The sequence below is a fragment of the Pseudomonas sp. GZD-209 genome (genome assembly GCF_049310485.1).
GTDB lineage: Bacteria > Pseudomonadota > Gammaproteobacteria > Pseudomonadales > Pseudomonadaceae > Aquipseudomonas > Aquipseudomonas sichuanensis.
In genome coordinates this window covers 25508-43884 of the sequence record NZ_JBMOWQ010000206.1, presented here as the reverse complement: position 1 = coordinate 43884, position 18377 = coordinate 25508, and the positions used below count along the sequence as shown (strand labels likewise).

The window sequence follows — 18377 nt, the reverse complement described above, 5'->3', positions numbered from 1 at the left end:
GCCAGCGCAGACACTTGTGTCGTCTGGCTTGGCGCCATCGCGGGGCAAGCCCGCTCCCACGTTCTGACCCTCTACAAGTTTGTGAAACCATGCAAAGCAGCAGCACCCAATTCCCCGTCGCGTTGCTCAGTGCCGAGCGCCGCGGCGACCTCAGCGAAGACGTCTACCGGATCAAGGCCGGCAACAGCCCCGATTCGAGCGTCGAGCTGGCCGTCACTCGCCTGGGCCTGGCCGACCAGGGCCGTGCCCAGGGCGTGCCGGTCATTCTCCTGCACGGCAGTTTTTCCAACCGGCGCTTCTGGTACTCACCCAAGGGCATCGGCCTGGGTGCCTACCTCGCCCGCGCCGGTTTCGATGTATGGATCCCGGAAATGCGCGGCCATGGCCTGTCGCCACGCAACCGCGCCTGGCAGCACAACCGTGTGGCCGACTATGCCCGCTATGACTTGCCGGTAATTGGCGCTTTCGTCCAGGAGCAGGCTGGGCAGGCGCCGCACTGGCTGGGCCATTCCCTGGGCGGCACCACCCTGGCCGCTGCGCTGGGCGGTGGCTACCTGGCCAGCGCCCAGGTGGCCAGTGCGGCCTTCTTCGGCGCTCAGGTCAGCCGCGTGTACTGGCCGCTCAAGGTGCCGCCGGTGGCGTGGGGGGCGAAGCTGCTGCTCAAGCGTTTTGACCAGATCAGCGGTTCGCGGCTCAAGCGTGGCCCGGAAGACGAGCCGATTGGCCTGGCGCTTGAAAGCCTGCGCTGGAATGGCCTGTTCGGCCGGTTCGGCGACAAGGACCGCGACTGGTGGGCGGGGCTGGCCGAGGTCGATGTGCCGGTATTGGCCGTGGCCGGGGCAGGGGACTTCCAGGACCCGGTGTGGGCTTGCCGCAAGCTGTTCGATCAGTTGGGCGGTGACAGCAAACAGTTCCTGCGTCTGGGGCAGGAGCAGGGCTTCGATGCCTTCGGGCACGTCGACATGCTGGTCAGCAAGGCGGCGCAGGCCCAGGTGTGGCCGTTGGTGGAGCGCTGGTTGAGGGATCCGCAGGTGCCGGTGCATGCCTCGACGGTGGTGATGGAGCCGGTGCCTGCCAGTTGATTCTGCGTTGGGCTCTTCGCGGGTAAACCCGCTCCCACAGGATTTCACACCTCTCCTGTGGGAGCGGGTTTACCCGCGAAGAGGCCGGAGCAGGCAAAAGTAAATTGACTGCTCGGTCCCGGATGACTGCCATGCCTTGCAAGGTGTAGCCTTGATCCCACCTTCGCTTTCGTTGTGACTGACAGGAGTTTCCCATGCAGCATTACGTAACGCCCGACCTCTGCGACGCCTACCCAGACCTCGTCCAGGTGCTCGAACCCATGTTCAGCAACTTCGGTGGCCGCGACTCGTTCGGCGGCCAGATCGTCACCATCAAGTGCTTCGAGGACAACTCGCGGGTCAAAGAGCAGGTCGAACTCGACGGCAAAGGCAAGGTGCTGGTGGTCGATGGCGGTGGTTCGCTGCGCCGTGCGCTGCTGGGCGACATGCTCGCCGAAAAGGCGGCGAAGAGCGGCTGGGAAGGCCTGGTGATCTACGGCTGTGTACGCGACGTCGACGTGCTGGTGCAGACCGATGTGGGTGTGCAGGCCCTGGCCAGCCATCCCATGAAGACCGACAAACGCGGTATTGGCGATCTCAACGTCGCGGTGACCTTTGCCGGGGTGACCTTCCGCCCGGGCGAATATGTGTACGCCGACAACAATGGCGTCATCGTCTCGCCAAGCCCGCTGAAGATGCCCGAGTGACGCGCGGCGCGCGCTGATGGAGCTTTGATGTTCGAGGAAGACAACGCGCAGTGGGGGCTGGTGCATGCCCTGGTGCTCGATGGCAAAGGCGGCGCGCGTTCGATAGCCCGTACCGAGCTGGATGATTTGCAGCTGCAGCCGCTGGAGAGCCTGTGGCTGCACTGGGATCGTAGCCATCCGCAGACCCGCACCTGGCTGCTGCAAGAGAGTGGCTTGAGCGAGTTCGCCTGCGACCTGCTGCTGGAAGAGAACACCCGGCCGCGCTTGCTGCAGCTGGCCAACGAACAGATGCTGCTGTTCCTGCGCGGGGTCAACCTCAACCCGGGTGCCGAGCCCGAGGACATGGTTTCGGTGCGTATTTTCGCCGAAGCGCGGCGGGTCATCTCGCTGCGCCTGCGGCCGCTGCGTGCCAGCGACGAGGTGCTCCAGCTACTGGACGAGGGCAGGGGGCCGAAGTCGGCGTCCGAGCTGTTGCTGCTGATGGGCGAGTTGCTCACCGAGAAGGTCCAGGCGCTGGTCAGCGACCTGTCCGAGGCGGTCGATCTCGAAGAAGAGAAGGTGGAAGCCGACGAACGGTATGCGCCTGAGCAGGGCAGCCTGCAGCAGATCCGTCGACGTGCCGCCGGCCTGCGCCGTTTCCTTGCACCGCAGCGGGATATCTATGCGCAGTTGTCGCGTAACAAGTGCAGCTGGTTCGCCGACCCCGACAGTGACTACTGGAACGAGCTCAACAACAGCCTGATCCGTTATCTCGAAGAGCTGGAGCTGGCCCGCGAGCGCGCTGCCCTGGTGCTGGAAAGCGAGGATCGGCGCCGCAGTGAGCGGATGAACCGGACCATGTACCGCTTCGGCATCATTACCTGCATCTTCCTGCCCATGAGCTTCATCACCGGTTTGCTGGGCATCAATGTCGGCGGCATACCGGGCTCGAACAGCCCTTATGGTTTCCTGTTCGCCAGCTTGATCGTGCTCGGCCTGGCGGTGGGGCAGTGGCTGTTGTTCCGCAAGCTGCGGTGGGTCTAGATGGCCTGGGGCCTGTTCTGTTCTCATCCTGAAACATTCGTCCCACATCCCTGTGTGACCCATCGCTCGCAGCTCTCGTCTTTGACTGACACTGCGCGAGGTGCCCATGCACGATCCGTTTGAAGAATCCCTGCGTGACCTGCTCAAGGCGTCACCCTCCGGCCAGGAGCGCGATGACGCCGCCTGCCTGGGTCGCGTGCTCAAGACTGCCAACCGCCAGGTCGGCGTGGGCGATCTGTTCAGCCTGCTGGGCCGCTGGAGCCAGGCACTGATGATCGCTGTCAACAATGGCTCGGCGCATGTCGCGCCAGTGCGTCGCAATGCCACCCGCAACCCTGCCTCCGGCAGAAACGTAGATAAGGCCGATTGAATATGGAACTCGATCTCTGGACCCAGAGTCTGGTCACCGCCATGACTGCCCTTTGGACCAAGGTGGCGAACTTCATCCCCAACCTGTTCGGGGCGCTGGTGGTAGTGCTGCTTGGTTTCGTCGTGGCGAAGCTGCTCGACACACTGCTGTCCAAGCTGCTGGCCAAACTTGGCCTGGATCGCTTGATGAGCGGTACCGGGCTGACCAAGATCCTTGCCCGGGCGGGGATCCAGGTGCCGATTTCGACGCTGGTGGGCAAGATCGTCTACTGGTTCGTGTTGTTGATCTTCCTGGTATCTGCTGCGGAATCCCTGGGCCTGGAGCGGGTCTCGGCAACGCTGGACATGCTCGCCCTGTACCTGCCGAAGGTGTTCGGTGCGGCGCTGGTGCTGCTGGCCGGTGTGCTGCTGGCGCAGCTGGTCAACGGCCTGGTGCGCGGCGCTGCCGAAGGCATTGGGCTGGAATACGCCGCTGGTGTCGGGCGGATCGCTCAGGGCCTGGTGATCATCATCAGCATCTCGGTGGCGATCAGCCAGTTGGAGGTCAAGACCGACCTGCTCAACCATGTGATCGTCATCGGTTTGATAACCGTTGGTCTGGCAATTGCGTTGGCAATGGGCCTCGGCAGCCGTGAAATCGCCGGGCAGATTCTTGCTGGAATCTACGTGCGCGAACTCTATCAGGTCGGCCAGCAGGTGCGGATTGGAGAGGTCGAAGGGCATATCGAAGAGATCGGCACGGTCAAGACCACGCTGCTGACCGATGATGGCGAACTGGTGTCGCTGTCGAATCGCGAGTTGCTCGAGCAGCGCGTAAATAGCCGCTAACCGCACAAAAGCTGTTAATGTATGCCGCCGCGAAAATCGGCCCTTGGGGCTGAGCGGCGACATTGACCCGACTGTCGGCCAGATCCGCATTGAATAAAGTTCATTTGCCGCCCATGCGCTATGACCCCCGGGAGCTCACCGACGAGGAGTTGGTGGCGCGTTCGCATGAGGAGCTGTTTCACGTTACCCGCGCCTATGAGGAGCTCATGAGGCGCTACCAGCGCACGCTGTTCAATGTGTGTGCGCGGTATCTGGGGAACGACCGGGATGCTGACGATGTCTGTCAGGAGGTGATGCTCAAGGTGTTGTACGGGCTGAAGAACTTCGAGGGTAAATCCAAGTTCAAGACCTGGCTCTACAGCATCACCTACAACGAATGCATCACCCAGTACCGCAAGGAGCGCCGCAAGCGCAGGCTGATGGATGCCTTGAGCCTGGACCCTGTCGAAGAGGCGTCCGAGGACAAGGCTCCGAAACCAGAAGAGAAAGGCGGGCTGGATAAATGGCTGGTGCATGTGAACCCGATCGACCGGGAAATCCTGGTGCTGCGATTTGTCGCAGAGCTGGAATTCCAGGAGATCGCCGACATCATGCACATGGGCCTGAGCGCTACGAAAATGCGCTACAAGCGCGCGCTCGACAAGCTTAGAGAGAAATTTGCTGGGCTCACTGAAACTTAGTGGCGTTCAAATATCTCTAACCAACCGGCGAGTTCTGCTAGACTTGCCGTCGAGTTGTCCCCCGGATGTTGGTGGGACTGCTTAACTATCACCAGATGGGGATTTAACGGATGAAATTGAAAAACACCTTGGGCTTGGCCATTGGTTCGCTTGTAGCCGCCACTTCGTTTGGCGCTCTGGCACAAGGTCAAGGCGCCGTTGAGGTTGAAGGCTTCTACAAGAAAGAATTCTTCGACAGCCAGCGCGACTTCAAGAACGACGGCAACCTGTTCGGCGGTTCGGTTGGTTACTTCCTGACCGACGACGTTGAACTGCGTCTGGGCTACGACGAAGTCCACAACGCTCGTGGCGAAGACGGCAAGAACATCAAGGGCTCGAACACCGCCCTGGACGCTCTGTACCACTTCAACAACCCGTACGACGCCATCCGTCCATACGTTTCGGCCGGTTTCTCCCACCAGTCGCTCGGCCAGACCGGCCGTGGTGGTCGTAACCAGTCCACCTTCGCCAACGTTGGCGCTGGCGCCAAGTGGTACATCACTGACATGTTCTACGCCCGTGCCGGCGTTGAAGCTCAGTACAACATCGACCAGGGCGACACCGAGTGGGCCCCGAGCGTTGGTATCGGCCTGAACTTCGGCGGTAGCCCGAAGCACGCCGAAGCCGCTCCAGCTCCAGTTGCTGAAGTCTGCTCCGACAGCGACAACGACGGCGTTTGCGACAACGTCGACAAGTGCCCTGACACCCCAGCCAACGTTACCGTTGACGCTGATGGCTGCCCGGCTGTTGCCGAAGTCGTTCGCGTTGAGCTGGACGTCAAGTTCGACTTCGACAAGTCGGTCGTCAAGCCTAACAGCTACGGCGACATCAAGAACCTGGCTGACTTCATGAAGCAGTACCCACAGACCACCACCACCGTGGAAGGTCACACTGACTCCGTCGGCCCAGACGCTTACAACCAGAAGCTGTCCGAGCGTCGTGCTGGCGCTGTCAAGCAGGTCCTGACCCAGCAGTACGGCATCGAATCGAGCCGTGTTGACTCGGTTGGCTACGGTGAGACCCGTCCGGTCGCCGACAACGCCACCGAAGCTGGCCGCGCCGTTAACCGTCGCGTAGAAGCTCAGGTAGAAGCCCAGGCCAAGTAATTGGTTTGAAGCTTCACGAAAAACCCGGCCTCGGCCGGGTTTTTCTTTGCCTGGGATTTGTGGGGCGTGTCAGCCCGCCAAAGCACGAAAACGCTCGATACCCGCCTGCACCGCCCCCACCACCTCACCGATCACCAGAATTGCCGGGCTGCGCAAGCCAAAGGCCAATGCGTCCTCCTCCAGCGCCGCCAGGTGGCTGCGGCACTCGCGTTGCTGCGGCAATGAGGCATTCTCGATCATCGCCACCGGCGTGCCGGGCGCCATCCCGCCTTGCAGCAGGCCACGGCGAATCTGCTCCAGCCGCGCCACGCCCATGTACAGCACCAGGGTCGTGCCGCCCTGGGCCAGTGCTTGCCAGTTCAGTTCGCTGTCGTCCTGGGTGTGCGCGGTCAACAGCGTCACGCCACGGCTGACGCCGCGCAGCGTCAGTGGAATGTCGCACTGGGTGGCTCCGGCCAGCCCGGCGGTGATGCCGTTGACCACCTCTACCTCGATGCCGTGGCCACGCAGCCACAGCGCCTCTTCGCCGGCGCGGCCGAAGATGCACGGGTCGCCACCCTTGAGCCGCACCACGCAGCGCCCCTGGCGGGCGTGGCGCAACATCAGGCGCTGGATGAAGGCCTGGGGGGTGGAGCGGCAACCGCCGCGCTTGCCCACGGCAATCACCCGTGCCTGCGGGCAGTGCGCCAATAGGGCCGGGTTGACCAGGTCGTCGATCATCACTACCTGGGCCTGGCCCAGTGCGCGGACAGCCTTGAGGGTGAGCAGTTCGGGGTCGCCAGGGCCGGCGCCAACCAACCAGACTTTCGCATTCATCGGGTGTTCCTCATCGACAGGTGCCATTCAACCCTTGAGCAGGGCGAACAGCAGGATCAGGTTGAACAGCAAGGACAGCAGCGCCAGGCTGCGCCAGACCTTCAGTGGCTCACGCTCCAACAGGGGGCGCGGGCGGTCGGGCAGCACCTGGCGGTCGCCGCGTTCGAGCAGCAATAGCCACTGCTCGGCGGTCTCGAAACGTTGCGCAGGATCAGCGGCCACCCCCTGCTCCAGGTTGCGTTGCAACCAATCGGGCAGGTCGGGGCGGTAGCGGCCGGGGTTGACCGGTACGGTGAAGCGCGGGCGCTGGAATGCCTCGACTTCGCCATAGGGGTAGTGGCCCGTCAGCAGGTAGTAGAGCGTCACGCCCACGGCGTAGAGGTCCTGGCGGGGGCTCGGCGGTTGGCCATCGAACGCCTCTGGGGCGATGTAGGACGGAGTGCCGGGCAGGCTGTGCGGCTGGTCCTCGCAAAGGCCCGGGCAGTACGCCAGGCCGAAGTCCAGCAGGCGTAGCTGACCGTCACTGCCCAGGTGCAGGTTCTCAGGCTTGATATCGCGGTGCAGCAGGTTGCGCCGGTGCAGCACACCGACGGCCTGCAGCAACTGGCGCGCCATCTCCAGCCACTGGGGCAGGGGCAGCGGGCCGTGCTGCGCGAGCACGGCGGCCAGTGTCGTGCCTGGGTATTCGCGCATCAGGTAATACAGATGCTGGCGCTGGCCCGCCGGGTGCACCTCGGGGAAGTGGCGGCCGGCCACCCGGCGCAGGAACCATTCCTCCAGCAACAGGGCCTGGGCGGCCCCCGCTTCATGATCACGGGCTTGCGGCAGGGTCTTGAGCAGCCAGGCCTGGCCAAGTGTGTCATGTACCCGGTACAGCAATGATTGCCGACTCTGTGCCAGCACCCCCTCGACCCGCCAACCATCGATCATCTGCCCGTCACGCAACGGGCCGGGCAAGGGCCACTGCTGCAATTGCGCCAGGGTGTCGCCGAGGTTGGCGGCGCCCAGCTCGTCGATACTCACCAGCAGCGCGCTGGCATTGTCCTGGCTGCCGCTGTGGTGGGCGGTGGCTACCAGGGTGTCGACGGCGTCCTGCAGGTCGGGGTGTTCGCGCAGGATGGCCTGGATCCGCTGGTCGCCCAGGCTGGCCCAGACACCATCGCTGAGCAGCAGGAAGCGTTCGCCGTGGTGCAACTCGCCGTCCAGGTAATCGACCAGCAGGTGCTGGTCCAGCCCCAACGCGCGCTTGAGGACGTGCTGCATGCCGGGCTGGTCCCAGACATGGTCTTCGCTCAGGCAGTGCAACTGGCCGTCGTACCAGCGGTAGACGCGGCAGTCGCCGACGTGGGCGAGGGTGAAGCGTCGCCCGCGCAGTACCAGGGCACTGAGGGTGGTCAGCAGCGGCTGGCCGTTGCCCTGGGCGCGCAGCCAGCGGTTCTGGGCCAGCAACAGCCGGTCCAGGGCCTGGGCCACGCCCCAGGTGGCGGGCGTGGCGTAGTAGTCCAGGGCCAGAGCCTGCAGGCTGGCGCGAGCCGCCAGGCCGCCATCGGCGCACTGGCTGACACCGTCGGCTAGGGCGAACAGATAGCCTTTGCTGGCGGCCAGTTCCGGTGCCGGCGTGACCAGGCGCAGAGCGTCCTGGTTCTCTGCGCGGGGCCCGGTGGCAGAGGCCTGGGCGAAGCTCAGTTGCAGGCTCATGGCGGCCACTCAGACCCGCGCCGCAGTGACTGCCGCCGAGCCCCAGGTGGTGCGCCAGCGCTGCTTGACGCCGTGCAGGCCGAACCAGGCGAGCAGGCCCAGGCTGGCGAACAGCCACAGGCCCATCTGGTAGTCGCCGGTGTGTTGCTTGACGGTGCCCAGGCCTGCGGCCAGCAGGAAACCACCGATACCGCCGGCCATGCCGATCAGCCCGGTCATCACCCCGATCTCCTGGCGAAAGCGCTGTGGCACCAGCTGGAACACCGCGCCATTGCCGGCGCCCAACCCGAGCATGGCGCTGACGAACAGGGCCAGTGCCGCTGCGGCGCTGGGCAGGTTGAAGCCGACTGCGGCAATGCACACCGCCGCCACGCTGTACATGCCCAGCAGGGTGCGGATGCCACCGAAGCGGTCGGCCAGGGCGCCGCCCAGCGGGCGCATCAGGCTGCCGGCGAACACGCAGGCCGCGGTGTAGTAGCCGGCGGTCACCGGGCTCAGGCCGTACTGGTCGTTGAAGTAGCCGGGCAGGGTGCTGGCCAGGCCGATGAAACCGCCGAAGGTGACGCTGTAGAAGAACATGAACCACCAGCTGTCGCGGTCACCCAGCGCTTTGAGGTAATCGGCCATGGCCTTGGGTTTTGGCCGTTCGGGTGCGTTGCGGGCCAGCAGGGCGAACAGCACCAGGGTCAGCACCAGCGGCAGCAGGGCGAAACCGAACACGTTGTTCCAGCCGTAGGCCGCTGCCAGCACTGGCGCCAGCAGCGCGGCGAACACGGTGCCGGAGTTGCCGGCGCCGGCGATGCCCATGGCCTTGCCCTGGTGCTGGGGTGGGTACCACTGCGACGCCAGGGGCAGCGAAACGGCGAACGACGCACCGGCAACGCCGAGGAACACGCCCAGCAGCAGCACCTGCTCGAAGCTGTGCACGCCCAGGTGCCAGGCGCAGGCCAGGGCGACGATCACCACTACCTGGCCGATCAAGCCGGCGGTCTTGGGCGACAGGCGATCGACCAGCAGGCCCATGGCGAAGCGCAGCAGCGCACCGGCAAGGATTGGCGTGGCGACCATCAGGCCGCGTTGCTGGGCGCTCAGTTGCAAGTCGGTGGCGATCTGCACCGCCATGGGGCCGAGCAGGTACCAGACCATGAAGCTCAGGTCGAAATACAGGAAGGCAGCGAACAGGGTGGGCACATGCCCGGATTTCCAGAAGCTCGTATTCATCGAACACCTCGTTCGGCGTGCAACACAGGGGCGGAAACGAAAAAGACGCCGCTGCCCGGTCCACTGGCGTGGAGGGGGAGCGACGTCTTTGTCGAGGTATGGGGGCAACCGCCGTTGGCTACCTGGGTTTGACTGAGCAAGAGGCGGGCCAATGTTGCCTGCCGGTTTTTACAGGGGGCGTGGGAGCGGGCTTGCCCCGCGATGGCGCCAGCCGTAGCAACACGGGATGGCGCACCTTACGTCATCGCGGGGCAAGTCGCATCGGCGCACCGCCGCTCCCACGCCTTCTAGGCAAGCCTGCTCTTGCGCCTTTCAGGGCTGGCCTTCAGCCGAGCATCTCCGACATGGCGATGATCTGTTCGGCCACCTGGATCAGCTTCTGCTGGCGGCTCATGGCCTGGCGCCGCATCAGGGTGTAGGCCTGCTCTTCGTTGCAGTCTTTCATCTTCATCAGCAAGCCCTTTGCCTGCTCGATGCGCTTGCGCTCGGCCAGCTGCAGGTCGCGGGCCAGCAACTGGGCCTTGAGCGCCTGGTCGCTTTCGAAGCGGGCCATGGCCACGTCGAGGATCGGCTGCAGGCGCGCGGCATGGATGCCTTCGACGATGTAGGCGCTGACCCCGGCCTGGATCGCCTGGCGCATCACCCCCGGGTCGTGTTCGTCAGTGAACAGCACGATGGGGCGGGGCCGGTCGCGGCTGACCAGCACCACTTGCTCCATCACATCGCGGCCCGGTGACTCGGTATCGATCAGCACCACGTCGGGGTGCACCGTTTCGACGCAGGCCGGCAGGTCGATGGTCAGTCCAGGGGCTTCGATCACATCGAAGCCGGCCTCGACCAATGCGGCCTTGAGGCGGCCGACTTTCTTTTCGGTATCGTCGATCAGCAGGATGCGCAGCATGGTCGGCTCCTCACAGGCCGACGCGGGCGTCGGGCGCCGCGTCCAGGGCGTGCAGCTTGAAGCTGCGCGCGTAGCCATACGGATCGCTGCCGTCCCAGCGGCTACCGTCGATCAGCTGGCTGCTGCGCATCGGCAGGTCGGCGCAGGGCACGCCCAGTGCGTCGGCGGCCTCACGGTACAGCGCCAGTTGCTGGACCTGACGCGCCACGGCGAGGTAGTCCGGGTCGTCGCGCAGGATGCCCCAGCGGCGGAACTGGGTCATGAACCACATGCCGTCGGACAGGTAGGGCAGGTTGGCCCGCCCCTGGTCGAACAGGCGCAGGGCATGGCGGTCTTGCCAACGGTTGCCCAGGCCGTCCTGGTAATCGCCCAGCAGGCGTGGCTCGATGCTGCTGGCCGGGGTGTCCAGGTAGGCGCTGCCACTGAGCAACTGAGCGGCGCCGCGACGGTTCTCGGTGCTGCTTTCGATGAAGCGGCTGGCGGCGAGGATCGCCTTGACCAGGGCGCGTGCGCTGTTTGGGTATTGCTCGGCGAAACTGCGCGCGCAGGCCAGGACCTTTTCCGGGTGGTCCGGCCAGATCGACTGGCTGGTGGCGAGGGTGAAGCCCTGGCCCTGGGCGATGGCCTCGGCTGACCACGGCTCGCCGACACAAAAGCCATCGATGCGCCCGGCCTGCAAGTGGGCGACCATCTGTGCCGGCGGCACCACCACGCTGTTGACGTCATGCAAGGGGTGGATGCCCTGGCTGGCCAGCCAGTAATACAGCCACATGGCGTGGGTGCCGGTGGGGAAGGTCTGGGCGAAGGTCAGGCGCGCACCGCTCTGGTGCGCCAGCCGCGCCAGTGCCTCGGGGTTGGTCACGCCTTTGCGCTGCAAGGCCGCGGACAGGTTGATGGCCTGGGCGTTCTGGTTCAGGCCCATGAGCACCGCCATGTCACTGGCCGGCCCGCCGCCCACGCCCAACTGCACGGCGTAGACCAGGCCGTACAGGCAGTGCGCAGCGTCCAGTTCGCCACTGACCAGCCTGTCGCGCAGCCCGGCCCAGGAGGCCTGGCGCTGCAGGTTGAGGGTAAGGCCCTGTTGCTGGGCGAAGCCCTGGGTGGCAGCGACCACCACCGAAGCGCAATCACTCAGGGCCATGAAACCGATGTTCAGGCTGGGTTTTTCCGGTGCGTCGCTGCCTTTGACCCAGGCCAGTGGCGATGTCGGGGGAGCTGTATTCACGTGGATCCTCGGGCGTTCTGCGGGGGCTGCATGGGTTGTTGAAGCAACCCATGTGCCATGGCCCTGTCGCCCCGGCGATGCGCTGGCTATAATCGCACCCCTCACACACCGCGAGTTCGCCCGCCCATGTATACCCTGGCCCGCCAGCTGCTGTTCAAGCTCTCCCCGGAAACCTCCCACGACCTGTCGCTGGACCTGATCGGTGCCGGTGGCCGCCTTGGCCTCAACGGCCTGCTGTGCAAGCAGCCGGCGGCGTTGCCGGTGAGCGTCATGGGCTTGAACTTCGCCAACCCGGTGGGCCTGGCCGCTGGCCTGGACAAGAATGGCGCGGCCATCGACGGTTTTGCCCAGCTGGGCTTCGGTTTCGTCGAGATCGGCACCATCACCCCGCGCCCGCAGCCGGGCAACCCCAAGCCACGGCTGTTCCGCCTGCCGGAAGCCACCGCGATCATCAACCGCATGGGCTTCAACAACATGGGCGTCGACCACCTGCTGGCGCGGGTGCGGGCCGCACGCTACACCGGCGTGCTGGGTATCAACATCGGCAAGAACTTCGACACCCCGGTCGAGCGGGCCCAGGACGATTACCTGATCTGCCTGGAGAAGGTCTACAACGACGCCAGCTACATCACCGTCAACGTCAGCTCACCGAACACCCCGGGCCTGCGTTCGCTGCAGTTCGGTGACTCGCTCAAGCAGTTGCTCGATGCCCTGGCCGAGCGCCGTGAGCAGTTGGCGGTGAGCAACGGCAAGCGCGTGCCACTGGCGATCAAGATCGCCCCGGACATGAGCGATGAAGAAACCGCGCTGGTGGCTGCTGCGCTGATGGAGTCGGGGATGGACGCGGTGATCGCCACCAACACCACCCTGGGCCGTGAGGGTGTCGAAGGGCTGCCGTTCGGTGGCGAGGCGGGCGGCCTGTCGGGTGCGCCGGTGCTGGAAAAGAGCACCCACACAGTGAAAGTGCTGGCGGGTGAGCTGGGTGGCAAGCTGCCGATCATCGCCGCCGGTGGCATCACCGAAGGCCGTCACGCGGCTGAGAAGATCGCCGCCGGTGCAAGCCTGGTGCAGATTTACTCGGGCTTCATCTATAAGGGCCCGGCGCTGATCCGCGAGGCGGTGGATGCCATCGCGGCCATGCCTCGGCAATAAGCGGCCATAAAAAAGGGGCCCCGCATGGGGCCCCCTGGGCCGTAGCCCGCCGCCCGGATGGGGCGCGCATGGTAACTCGAATTCAGTGTCCTCGATCAGCCAACGGCGTGATTTTCGTTGAGTCTATGGATGCCAGCGGTGCCGGTCATGCCGTCCCAGTTATCGCCGCGACCTTCGCGCCAGCCGTTGATCCAGGCTTGGCGTACGGAAGGTAGAGTAAATGGGCAAAGTTCGCGGGATTTGCCGGTGACCCCATACTGGTAGCCACGTGAAAATGCTCTTTCCAACGGATCACGCTTAAGTCTTCTCATAGGGTGTTGCCCTCACTTGTTGACTGTAATGTCCCGTCGGCCTCTACGAGGCCGGGCAGAATCGTTCTGCCGGTGTGCGCCCGCTGCCGGCGTGGCGGGCTGAAGGTGTCGCCCCGTTGCGAAGCGACCTGAGATCAGTTCTAACGAATGCGAGTCACAGTGTGAATGATCGTTTTGTCATAAGGACGTAACCTTTCCGAGGGTGAAAGGATAAGTAAATAAATGCGACTCAACCTTGTTTGCCGTTGGGCCCGCTATGATCAGGGTTTAGTCAGCTTTGACGTCAATTGGCCAGCGTGTCTGGTCGATGGCTTGTAATAATTGGTAATGCGACGAAGGGTCACATCTGGGCCCGCAGTGCGCGAATTTTCATACTGCTCGACGATCAAAGCCTCTTTCGCCACCCGGCGAAGGTCGGTTGCGTCGGGCGGCCAGGCCTGGCGAGACCGCTCGCGGGCCACCCGGGCGCCTGCTGAAAGGGCGTGCGGGAAAACCTCGGCAGGCCGATGCGTCGGCTGCCATCTACTTAGCCAAAGGCTCTGGATTACCCATGTCGGACCGTATCGAACTTTATCTCACCTGCCCCAAGGGCCTCGAAGGCCTGCTCGTCGAAGAGGCCCGGGAGCTGGGCCTGACCGAGGTGCGTGAGCACACCTCGGCCATCCGCGGCGAGGCCGACATGGAAACCGCCTACCGCCTGTGCCTCTGGTCGCGCCTGGCCAACCGCGTGCTGCTGGTGCTCAAGCGCTTCCCGATGAAGAACGCCGATGACCTCTATGACGGGGTCAACGCGGTGGATTGGGCCGACCACCTGGCAGCCGATGGCACCCTGGCGGTGGAGTTCAGCGGCCATGGCTCGGGCATCGACAACACCCACTTCGGCGCGCTGAAGGTCAAGGATGCGATCGTCGACAAGCTGCGCAACCGTGAGGGCCTGCGCCCGTCGGTGGAAAAAATCGACCCGGATGTGCGCGTGCACCTGCGCCTGGACCGTGGCGAGGCGATCCTCTCCCTGGACCTGTCCGGCCACAGCCTGCACCAGCGCGGCTACCGCCTGCAGCAAGGCGCGGCGCCGCTCAAGGAAAACTTGGCGGCGGCGGTGTTGATCCGCGCCGGCTGGCCGCGCATTGCCGCCCAGGGCGGCGCCCTGGCCGACCCGATGTGCGGTGTGGGTACCTTCCTGGTCGAGGCGGCGATGATCGCCGCCGACATGGCCCCTAACCTCAAGCGCGAGCGCTGGGGTTTCAGCGCCTGGCTCGGCCATGTGCCGGCGCTGTGGCGCAAGCTGCACGAAGAAGCCCAGGCCCGTGCCCAGGCCGGCCTGGCCAAGCCGCCGCTGTGGATTCGCGGCTACGAAGCCGACCCGCGGCTGATCCAGCCGGGGCGCAACAACGTCGAGCGCGCAGGCCTGGGTGACTGGGTGAAGATCTACCAGGGCGAGGTGGCCAGCTTCGAGCCGCGCCCGGACCAGAACCAGAAAGGCCTGGTGATCAGCAACCCGCCCTATGGCGAGCGGCTGGGTGATGAAGCCAGTCTGCTGTACCTCTACCAGAACCTTGGCGAGCGCCTGCGCCAGGCCTGCATGGGCTGGGAAGCGGCGGTGTTTACCGGCGCGCCGGAGCTGGGCAAGCGCATGGGTATCCGTAGCCACAAGCAGTACGCGTTCTGGAACGGCGCATTGCCTTGCAAACTGCTGCTGTTCAAGTTGCAGCCCGACCAGTTCGTCACCGGCGAGCGTCGCCAGGCCCAGGTTGAAGAAGGCCAGGAGCGTCGCCCGGCGCCGCAGGCCAGCGAGCCGGCGCGCCTGTCCGAAGGCGCGCAGATGTTCGCCAACCGCCTGCAGAAGAACTTCAAGCAGCTGGGCAAATGGGCCCGCCGCGAAAAAATCGACTGCTACCGCGTCTACGATGCCGACATGCCTGAGTACGCCGTGGCGGTCGACCTGTACCACGACTGGGTGCATGTGCAGGAATACGCCGCGCCGCGTTCCATCGACCCGGACAAGGCCCAGGCGCGCCTGCTCGATGCCCTGGCGGCCATTCCCCAGGCGCTGGGTGTCGATCAGCAGCGCGTGGTGCTCAAGCGCCGTGAGCGCCAGAGCGGCACGCGCCAGTACGAACGCCAGGCCACCGAAGGGCGCTTCCAGGAAGTCAGCGAAGGCGGCGTCAAGCTGCTGGTCAACCTCACCGATTACCTGGACACCGGCCTGTTCCTCGACCACCGCCCGATGCGCATGCGCATCCAGCGCGAGGCCGAAGGCAAGCGTTTCCTCAACCTGTTCTGCTACACCGCCACGGCCACCGTGCACGCGGCCAAGGGCGGCGCGCGCAGCACCACCAGCGTCGACCTGTCGAAAACCTACCTGGACTGGGCGCGGCGCAACCTGTCGCTGAACGGCTTCTCCGAGCGCAACCGCCTGGAGCAGGGCGATGTCATGGCCTGGCTGCAGAGCGCCACGGACAGCTACGACATGATCTTCATCGACCCGCCGACCTTCTCCAACTCCAAGCGCATGGAAGGTGTGTTCGACGTGCAGCGTGACCATGTCGAGCTGCTGGACCTGGCCATGGCTCGCCTGGCGCCGGGCGGGGTGCTGTATTTCTCCAACAACTTCCGCAAGTTCCAGCTCGACGAGCACCTGGCGACGCGTTATGCGGTGGAGGAAATCAGCGCCCAGACCCTGGACCCGGACTTCGCCCGCAACAACCGCATCCACCGCGCCTGGCAACTGCGTCTGCGCTGAGACGATGAGGTACATTGCGCGACTGCTGGCCAGTGGCTATAAAGCACTTAAGGGTTAATCCATTCGCAGGACGCTGATGTTGTCGAGAGTCCTTTATGGCGAATGCGGGTGTACCTGCGAAGTGGTTTGGCCTGCTCGGTGACGAGCTGACGGCCTGGGGCGTGGCCCTGGCGGCGCTGGTCGCCGGCGGCCTGCTCACGGCTGCATTGGCCATTGCCACCCAGAGCTTCTACAAGCAGCAGTTGCGCCAACGCTTCGAACTGCTGGCCGGCGAGCGCTACAGCCGTATCGCCGAGCGTTTCCAGGAACAGGAGCAGCGCCTGGATGGCCTGCGCCGGTTCTTCGACTTCTCCAACGAAATCACCCCCCGCGAGTTCGACGGCTATGCCCGCCCGCTGCTGCACCGCACCCAGGCCTATTCCTGGGCGCCACGGGTGGAAGCAGGGCAACGTGAAGCCTTCGAGCAGCGCGCCAGCGATTTGCTGGCGCAGCGCTACCAGATCCGTGACCAGGGCGCGCAAGGCGGCTGGCAGGCAGCTCCCGCGCGCGACCACTACTACCCGGTGCTGTACAACCAGGCTTCCAGCCAGCAGGGGCAGCCCTATGGCCTGGACCTGCTTGGCCAGCCGAAACGCGCGGCGACCCTGGCCAGGGCCATGGTCCCCGGCAGCATGGCGGTGTCCGAGCCGCTGGACATGCTCAGCGTCGACCCGGCCTACAGCCGTGGCCTGCTGATGGTGGCGCCGGTGTTCGCCGAATCGGTGCCGGTCGGTGGCCCACCCAGCGGCTATGTCATGGCGCTGCTCAGCCTGCGGCAGTTGATCGTTGAGAGCTTGCCGACGGTGGCGGACGACAACCTGGTGGTAAGGATCCTCGATCTGTCCACCGATGCTGGCCACGAAGTACTGTTCGATTCTGGCAACCAGATGGCGCGCATGGCCCTGGCCAGCACCCACCTGCTGCACCTGGCCGATCACCACTACCAGCTCGACATCCGCCCCAGCGTGGGTTTCATGGCCGCCAACCGGTCGGCGGCGGTGCAGGTGGTCGGCCTGCTCGGCGGTTTGCTCAGCCTGTTGCTGGCGACCTTGCTGTACAGCCTGTTCAGCCAGCGCCAGCGTGCCCTGGATCTGGTGGCCCGGCGTACCACCGAGCTGCGCATCAGCGAGCAGTCGTTGCGTGAAACCCACAACCAGCTGCGCAGTGTGCTCGACGCCGCGACTCAGGTGGCGATCATCGCCACCAGCCTCAAGGGCGTGATCGGTACTTTCAATGCCGGTGCCGAACGCCTGCTTGGCTATTCGGCCGAGGAAGCGCTGGGCGTGCTCACCCTCGAGGACCTGGTGCAGCCCGAAGAGCTGCATCGTCGCGCCCATGCCCTGAGCCTGCGTTATGGGCGCGAGGTGGGCGCGGGCCAGGCGATGTTCGCCGAGACCGTGCAGGAGGGCGGCGCGGAGCCCGGCGAATGGACCCTGGTGCGCAAGGATGGCAGCCACCTGCTGGCCAACATGCTGGTGACCGCAGTCCTCGATGAGCAGGGGCTGTGGGTGGGCTACCTGGCGATCTGCATTGACGTCACCGAGCGGCGTCGAGTGCACGAGGCGCTGGCAGCGCGCGATCGATTGCTGGAGAAGCTCAGTGCCGAGGTGCCCGGCGGCATTTACCAGTACCGCCTGGATGCCGACGGGCGCTCGTGTTTCCCTTATGCCAGCCAAGGCCTGCACGACATCTATGAAGTCGACCTGGCGCTGCTGCAGCAGGACGCCACGGTGGTGTTCGAGCGCATCCATCCCGACGATCTGGAGCGGGTGCGGCGTTCGGTGCGGTATTCCGCCGAGCACCTGACACCCTGGCGCGAGGAGTACCGGGTGTGCCTGCCCCGGGCCGGCCTGCGCTGGGTGCGCGGCGAGGCAACGCCGGAAATCGGCGACCACGGTTGCACCCTCTGGCATGGCTACCTGACCGATATCTCCGACCTTAAACGGGTGGAGGAGGAACTGCGCGCGCTGTCGATCACCGATTCCCTTACCGGTATTCACAACCGCCGCTATTTCCAGGAGCGCCTGCGCAATGAGCTCGACCGAGCCCAGCGGGACGGGCTGGACCTGGCGGTGATCATGCTCGATATCGACCATTTCAAACGGATCAACGACCAGTTCGGCCACGCGGTGGGCGACCTGGTGCTGCGCAGCCTGTGCCAGCGCATCAGCCAGCGTTTGCGGCGCACTGACGTGTTCTGCCGGTTGGGCGGCGAGGAGTTCATGGTGCTGTGCCCGGGCAGCAATGCCGAGCAGGCGCGGTTGCTGGCGCTGGAGCTGTGGCAGGGCGTGCGCAATGTGCCGATCGAGGGTGTCGGGCGGGTGACGGCGAGCTTCGGGGTGGCAGGCTGGCGCGACGGGGAGGGGGCCGATGCGCTGTTGCTGCGGGCGGATGCGGGGGTGTATGCGGCCAAGCAGGGCGGCCGGGATCGGGTCGAGGCGGAGCTTGCATGACACCC

Annotated in this window: 16 protein-coding genes; 10 read left to right on the top strand and 6 right to left on the bottom strand. The window is 65.1% G+C overall.

Translation table 11 applies throughout. From position 1 onward, the window contains the following. Positions 1 to 89 precede the first annotated feature (89 nt). The 7 genes from ACO6VM_RS21725 (at position 90) to ACO6VM_RS21695 (ending at position 5813) form a co-directional block, all read left to right on the top strand. Complete coding sequence (locus ACO6VM_RS21725; protein ID WP_401056362.1) at positions 90 to 1082, top strand: alpha/beta fold hydrolase; 993 nt, start codon at positions 90 to 92, stop codon at positions 1080 to 1082. Positions 1083 to 1276: 194 nt separating this feature from the next. Continuing rightward, positions 1277 to 1768 carry a ribonuclease E activity regulator RraA gene (rraA, locus tag ACO6VM_RS21720; RefSeq protein ID WP_390967293.1) on the top strand — a complete coding sequence of 164 codons (492 nt, stop codon included), beginning with the start codon at positions 1277 to 1279 and terminating at the stop codon, positions 1766 to 1768. Between the two features lie 27 nt (positions 1769 to 1795). Beyond that, positions 1796 to 2791, top strand: a complete 996-nt coding sequence (locus ACO6VM_RS21715) for a zinc transporter ZntB (protein WP_422403809.1) — start codon at positions 1796 to 1798, stop codon at positions 2789 to 2791. A 106-nt stretch (positions 2792 to 2897) separates the two neighbouring features. After that, entirely contained in the window at positions 2898 to 3161 is a 264-nt protein-coding gene (locus tag ACO6VM_RS21710) for a CrfX protein (protein ID WP_110991833.1), read from the top strand. A gap of 2 nt (positions 3162 to 3163) precedes the next feature. Beyond that, positions 3164 to 3988, top strand: coding sequence for a mechanosensitive ion channel family protein (locus tag ACO6VM_RS21705; RefSeq protein WP_110991832.1), 825 nt, complete (start codon positions 3164 to 3166; stop codon positions 3986 to 3988). A gap of 113 nt (positions 3989 to 4101) precedes the next feature. After that, complete coding sequence (gene sigX, locus ACO6VM_RS21700) at positions 4102 to 4668, top strand: RNA polymerase sigma factor SigX (RefSeq protein ID WP_110991831.1); 567 nt, start codon at positions 4102 to 4104, stop codon at positions 4666 to 4668. 110 nt (positions 4669 to 4778) lie between these two features. Further along, positions 4779 to 5813, top strand: coding sequence for an OmpA family protein (locus ACO6VM_RS21695; RefSeq protein WP_110991830.1), 1035 nt, complete (start codon positions 4779 to 4781; stop codon positions 5811 to 5813). 69 nt (positions 5814 to 5882) lie between these two features. On the opposite strand, the gene cobA is transcribed toward ACO6VM_RS21695, so the two are convergent. The 5 genes from cobA to ACO6VM_RS21670 form a co-directional block, all read right to left on the bottom strand. Then, a complete protein-coding gene (cobA, locus tag ACO6VM_RS21690) occupies positions 5883 to 6629 on the bottom strand; it encodes a uroporphyrinogen-III C-methyltransferase (RefSeq protein WP_401056357.1) in 747 nt (248 codons plus the stop codon). 27 nt (positions 6630 to 6656) lie between these two features. Further along, on the bottom strand, positions 6657 to 8327 hold the full coding sequence (locus ACO6VM_RS21685) for a protein kinase domain-containing protein (RefSeq protein ID WP_422403808.1): 1671 nt from the start codon (positions 8325 to 8327) through the stop codon (positions 6657 to 6659). Positions 8328 to 8336: 9 nt separating this feature from the next. Further along, a complete protein-coding gene (locus ACO6VM_RS21680) occupies positions 8337 to 9548 on the bottom strand; it encodes a nitrate/nitrite transporter (protein WP_422403807.1) in 1212 nt (403 codons plus the stop codon). 325 nt (positions 9549 to 9873) lie between these two features. Then, positions 9874 to 10449, bottom strand: a complete 576-nt coding sequence (locus ACO6VM_RS21675; protein WP_125859503.1) for an ANTAR domain-containing response regulator — start codon at positions 10447 to 10449, stop codon at positions 9874 to 9876. Positions 10450 to 10459: 10 nt separating this feature from the next. Continuing rightward, the gene (locus tag ACO6VM_RS21670) at positions 10460 to 11674 is read right to left on the bottom strand and encodes a CmpA/NrtA family ABC transporter substrate-binding protein (RefSeq protein WP_422403806.1); all 1215 of its coding nucleotides are present in this window, start codon (positions 11672 to 11674) and stop codon (positions 10460 to 10462) included. Between the two features lie 126 nt (positions 11675 to 11800). On the opposite strand from ACO6VM_RS21670, the gene ACO6VM_RS21665 reads away from it, so the two are divergent. Then, complete coding sequence (locus tag ACO6VM_RS21665; protein ID WP_110991823.1) at positions 11801 to 12826, top strand: quinone-dependent dihydroorotate dehydrogenase; 1026 nt, start codon at positions 11801 to 11803, stop codon at positions 12824 to 12826. Positions 12827 to 12921: 95 nt separating this feature from the next. On the opposite strand, the gene rmf is transcribed toward ACO6VM_RS21665, so the two are convergent. Next, positions 12922 to 13137 (bottom strand): ribosome modulation factor, encoded by a 216-nt coding sequence (gene rmf, locus ACO6VM_RS21660; RefSeq protein ID WP_023533691.1) that lies wholly within the window; start codon positions 13135 to 13137, stop codon positions 12922 to 12924. Positions 13138 to 13687: 550 nt separating this feature from the next. On the opposite strand from rmf, the gene rlmKL reads away from it, so the two are divergent. Both rlmKL and ACO6VM_RS21650 read left to right on the top strand, forming a co-directional pair. Further along, positions 13688 to 15880: a bifunctional 23S rRNA (guanine(2069)-N(7))-methyltransferase RlmK/23S rRNA (guanine(2445)-N(2))-methyltransferase RlmL gene (rlmKL, locus tag ACO6VM_RS21655; RefSeq protein WP_401056350.1), complete on the top strand. Its 2193-nt coding sequence runs from the start codon at positions 13688 to 13690 to the stop codon at positions 15878 to 15880. 95 nt (positions 15881 to 15975) lie between these two features. Next, a complete protein-coding gene (locus ACO6VM_RS21650) occupies positions 15976 to 18372 on the top strand; it encodes a sensor domain-containing diguanylate cyclase (protein WP_401056348.1) in 2397 nt (798 codons plus the stop codon). The last annotated feature ends 5 nt before the right edge of the window (positions 18373 to 18377 follow it).

Coding starts and splice junctions, on each gene's coding strand:
- ACO6VM_RS21725 (WP_401056362.1), top strand. CDS start 90: ATGCAAAGCAGCAGCACCCAATTCCCCGTCGCGTTGCTCAGTGCCGAG.
- rraA (WP_390967293.1), top strand. CDS start 1,277: ATGCAGCATTACGTAACGCCCGACCTCTGCGACGCCTACCCAGACCTC.
- ACO6VM_RS21715 (WP_422403809.1), top strand. CDS start 1,796: ATGTTCGAGGAAGACAACGCGCAGTGGGGGCTGGTGCATGCCCTGGTG.
- ACO6VM_RS21710 (WP_110991833.1), top strand. CDS start 2,898: ATGCACGATCCGTTTGAAGAATCCCTGCGTGACCTGCTCAAGGCGTCA.
- ACO6VM_RS21705 (WP_110991832.1), top strand. CDS start 3,164: ATGGAACTCGATCTCTGGACCCAGAGTCTGGTCACCGCCATGACTGCC.
- sigX (WP_110991831.1), top strand. CDS start 4,102: ATGCGCTATGACCCCCGGGAGCTCACCGACGAGGAGTTGGTGGCGCGT.
- ACO6VM_RS21695 (WP_110991830.1), top strand. CDS start 4,779: ATGAAATTGAAAAACACCTTGGGCTTGGCCATTGGTTCGCTTGTAGCC.
- cobA (WP_401056357.1), bottom strand. CDS start 6,629: ATGAATGCGAAAGTCTGGTTGGTTGGCGCCGGCCCTGGCGACCCCGAA.
- ACO6VM_RS21685 (WP_422403808.1), bottom strand. CDS start 8,327: ATGAGCCTGCAACTGAGCTTCGCCCAGGCCTCTGCCACCGGGCCCCGC.
- ACO6VM_RS21680 (WP_422403807.1), bottom strand. CDS start 9,548: ATGAATACGAGCTTCTGGAAATCCGGGCATGTGCCCACCCTGTTCGCT.
- ACO6VM_RS21675 (WP_125859503.1), bottom strand. CDS start 10,449: ATGCTGCGCATCCTGCTGATCGACGATACCGAAAAGAAAGTCGGCCGC.
- ACO6VM_RS21665 (WP_110991823.1), top strand. CDS start 11,801: ATGTATACCCTGGCCCGCCAGCTGCTGTTCAAGCTCTCCCCGGAAACC.
- rmf (WP_023533691.1), bottom strand. CDS start 13,137: ATGAGAAGACTTAAGCGTGATCCGTTGGAAAGAGCATTTTCACGTGGC.
- rlmKL (WP_401056350.1), top strand. CDS start 13,688: ATGTCGGACCGTATCGAACTTTATCTCACCTGCCCCAAGGGCCTCGAA.
- ACO6VM_RS21650 (WP_401056348.1), top strand. CDS start 15,976: ATGGCGAATGCGGGTGTACCTGCGAAGTGGTTTGGCCTGCTCGGTGAC.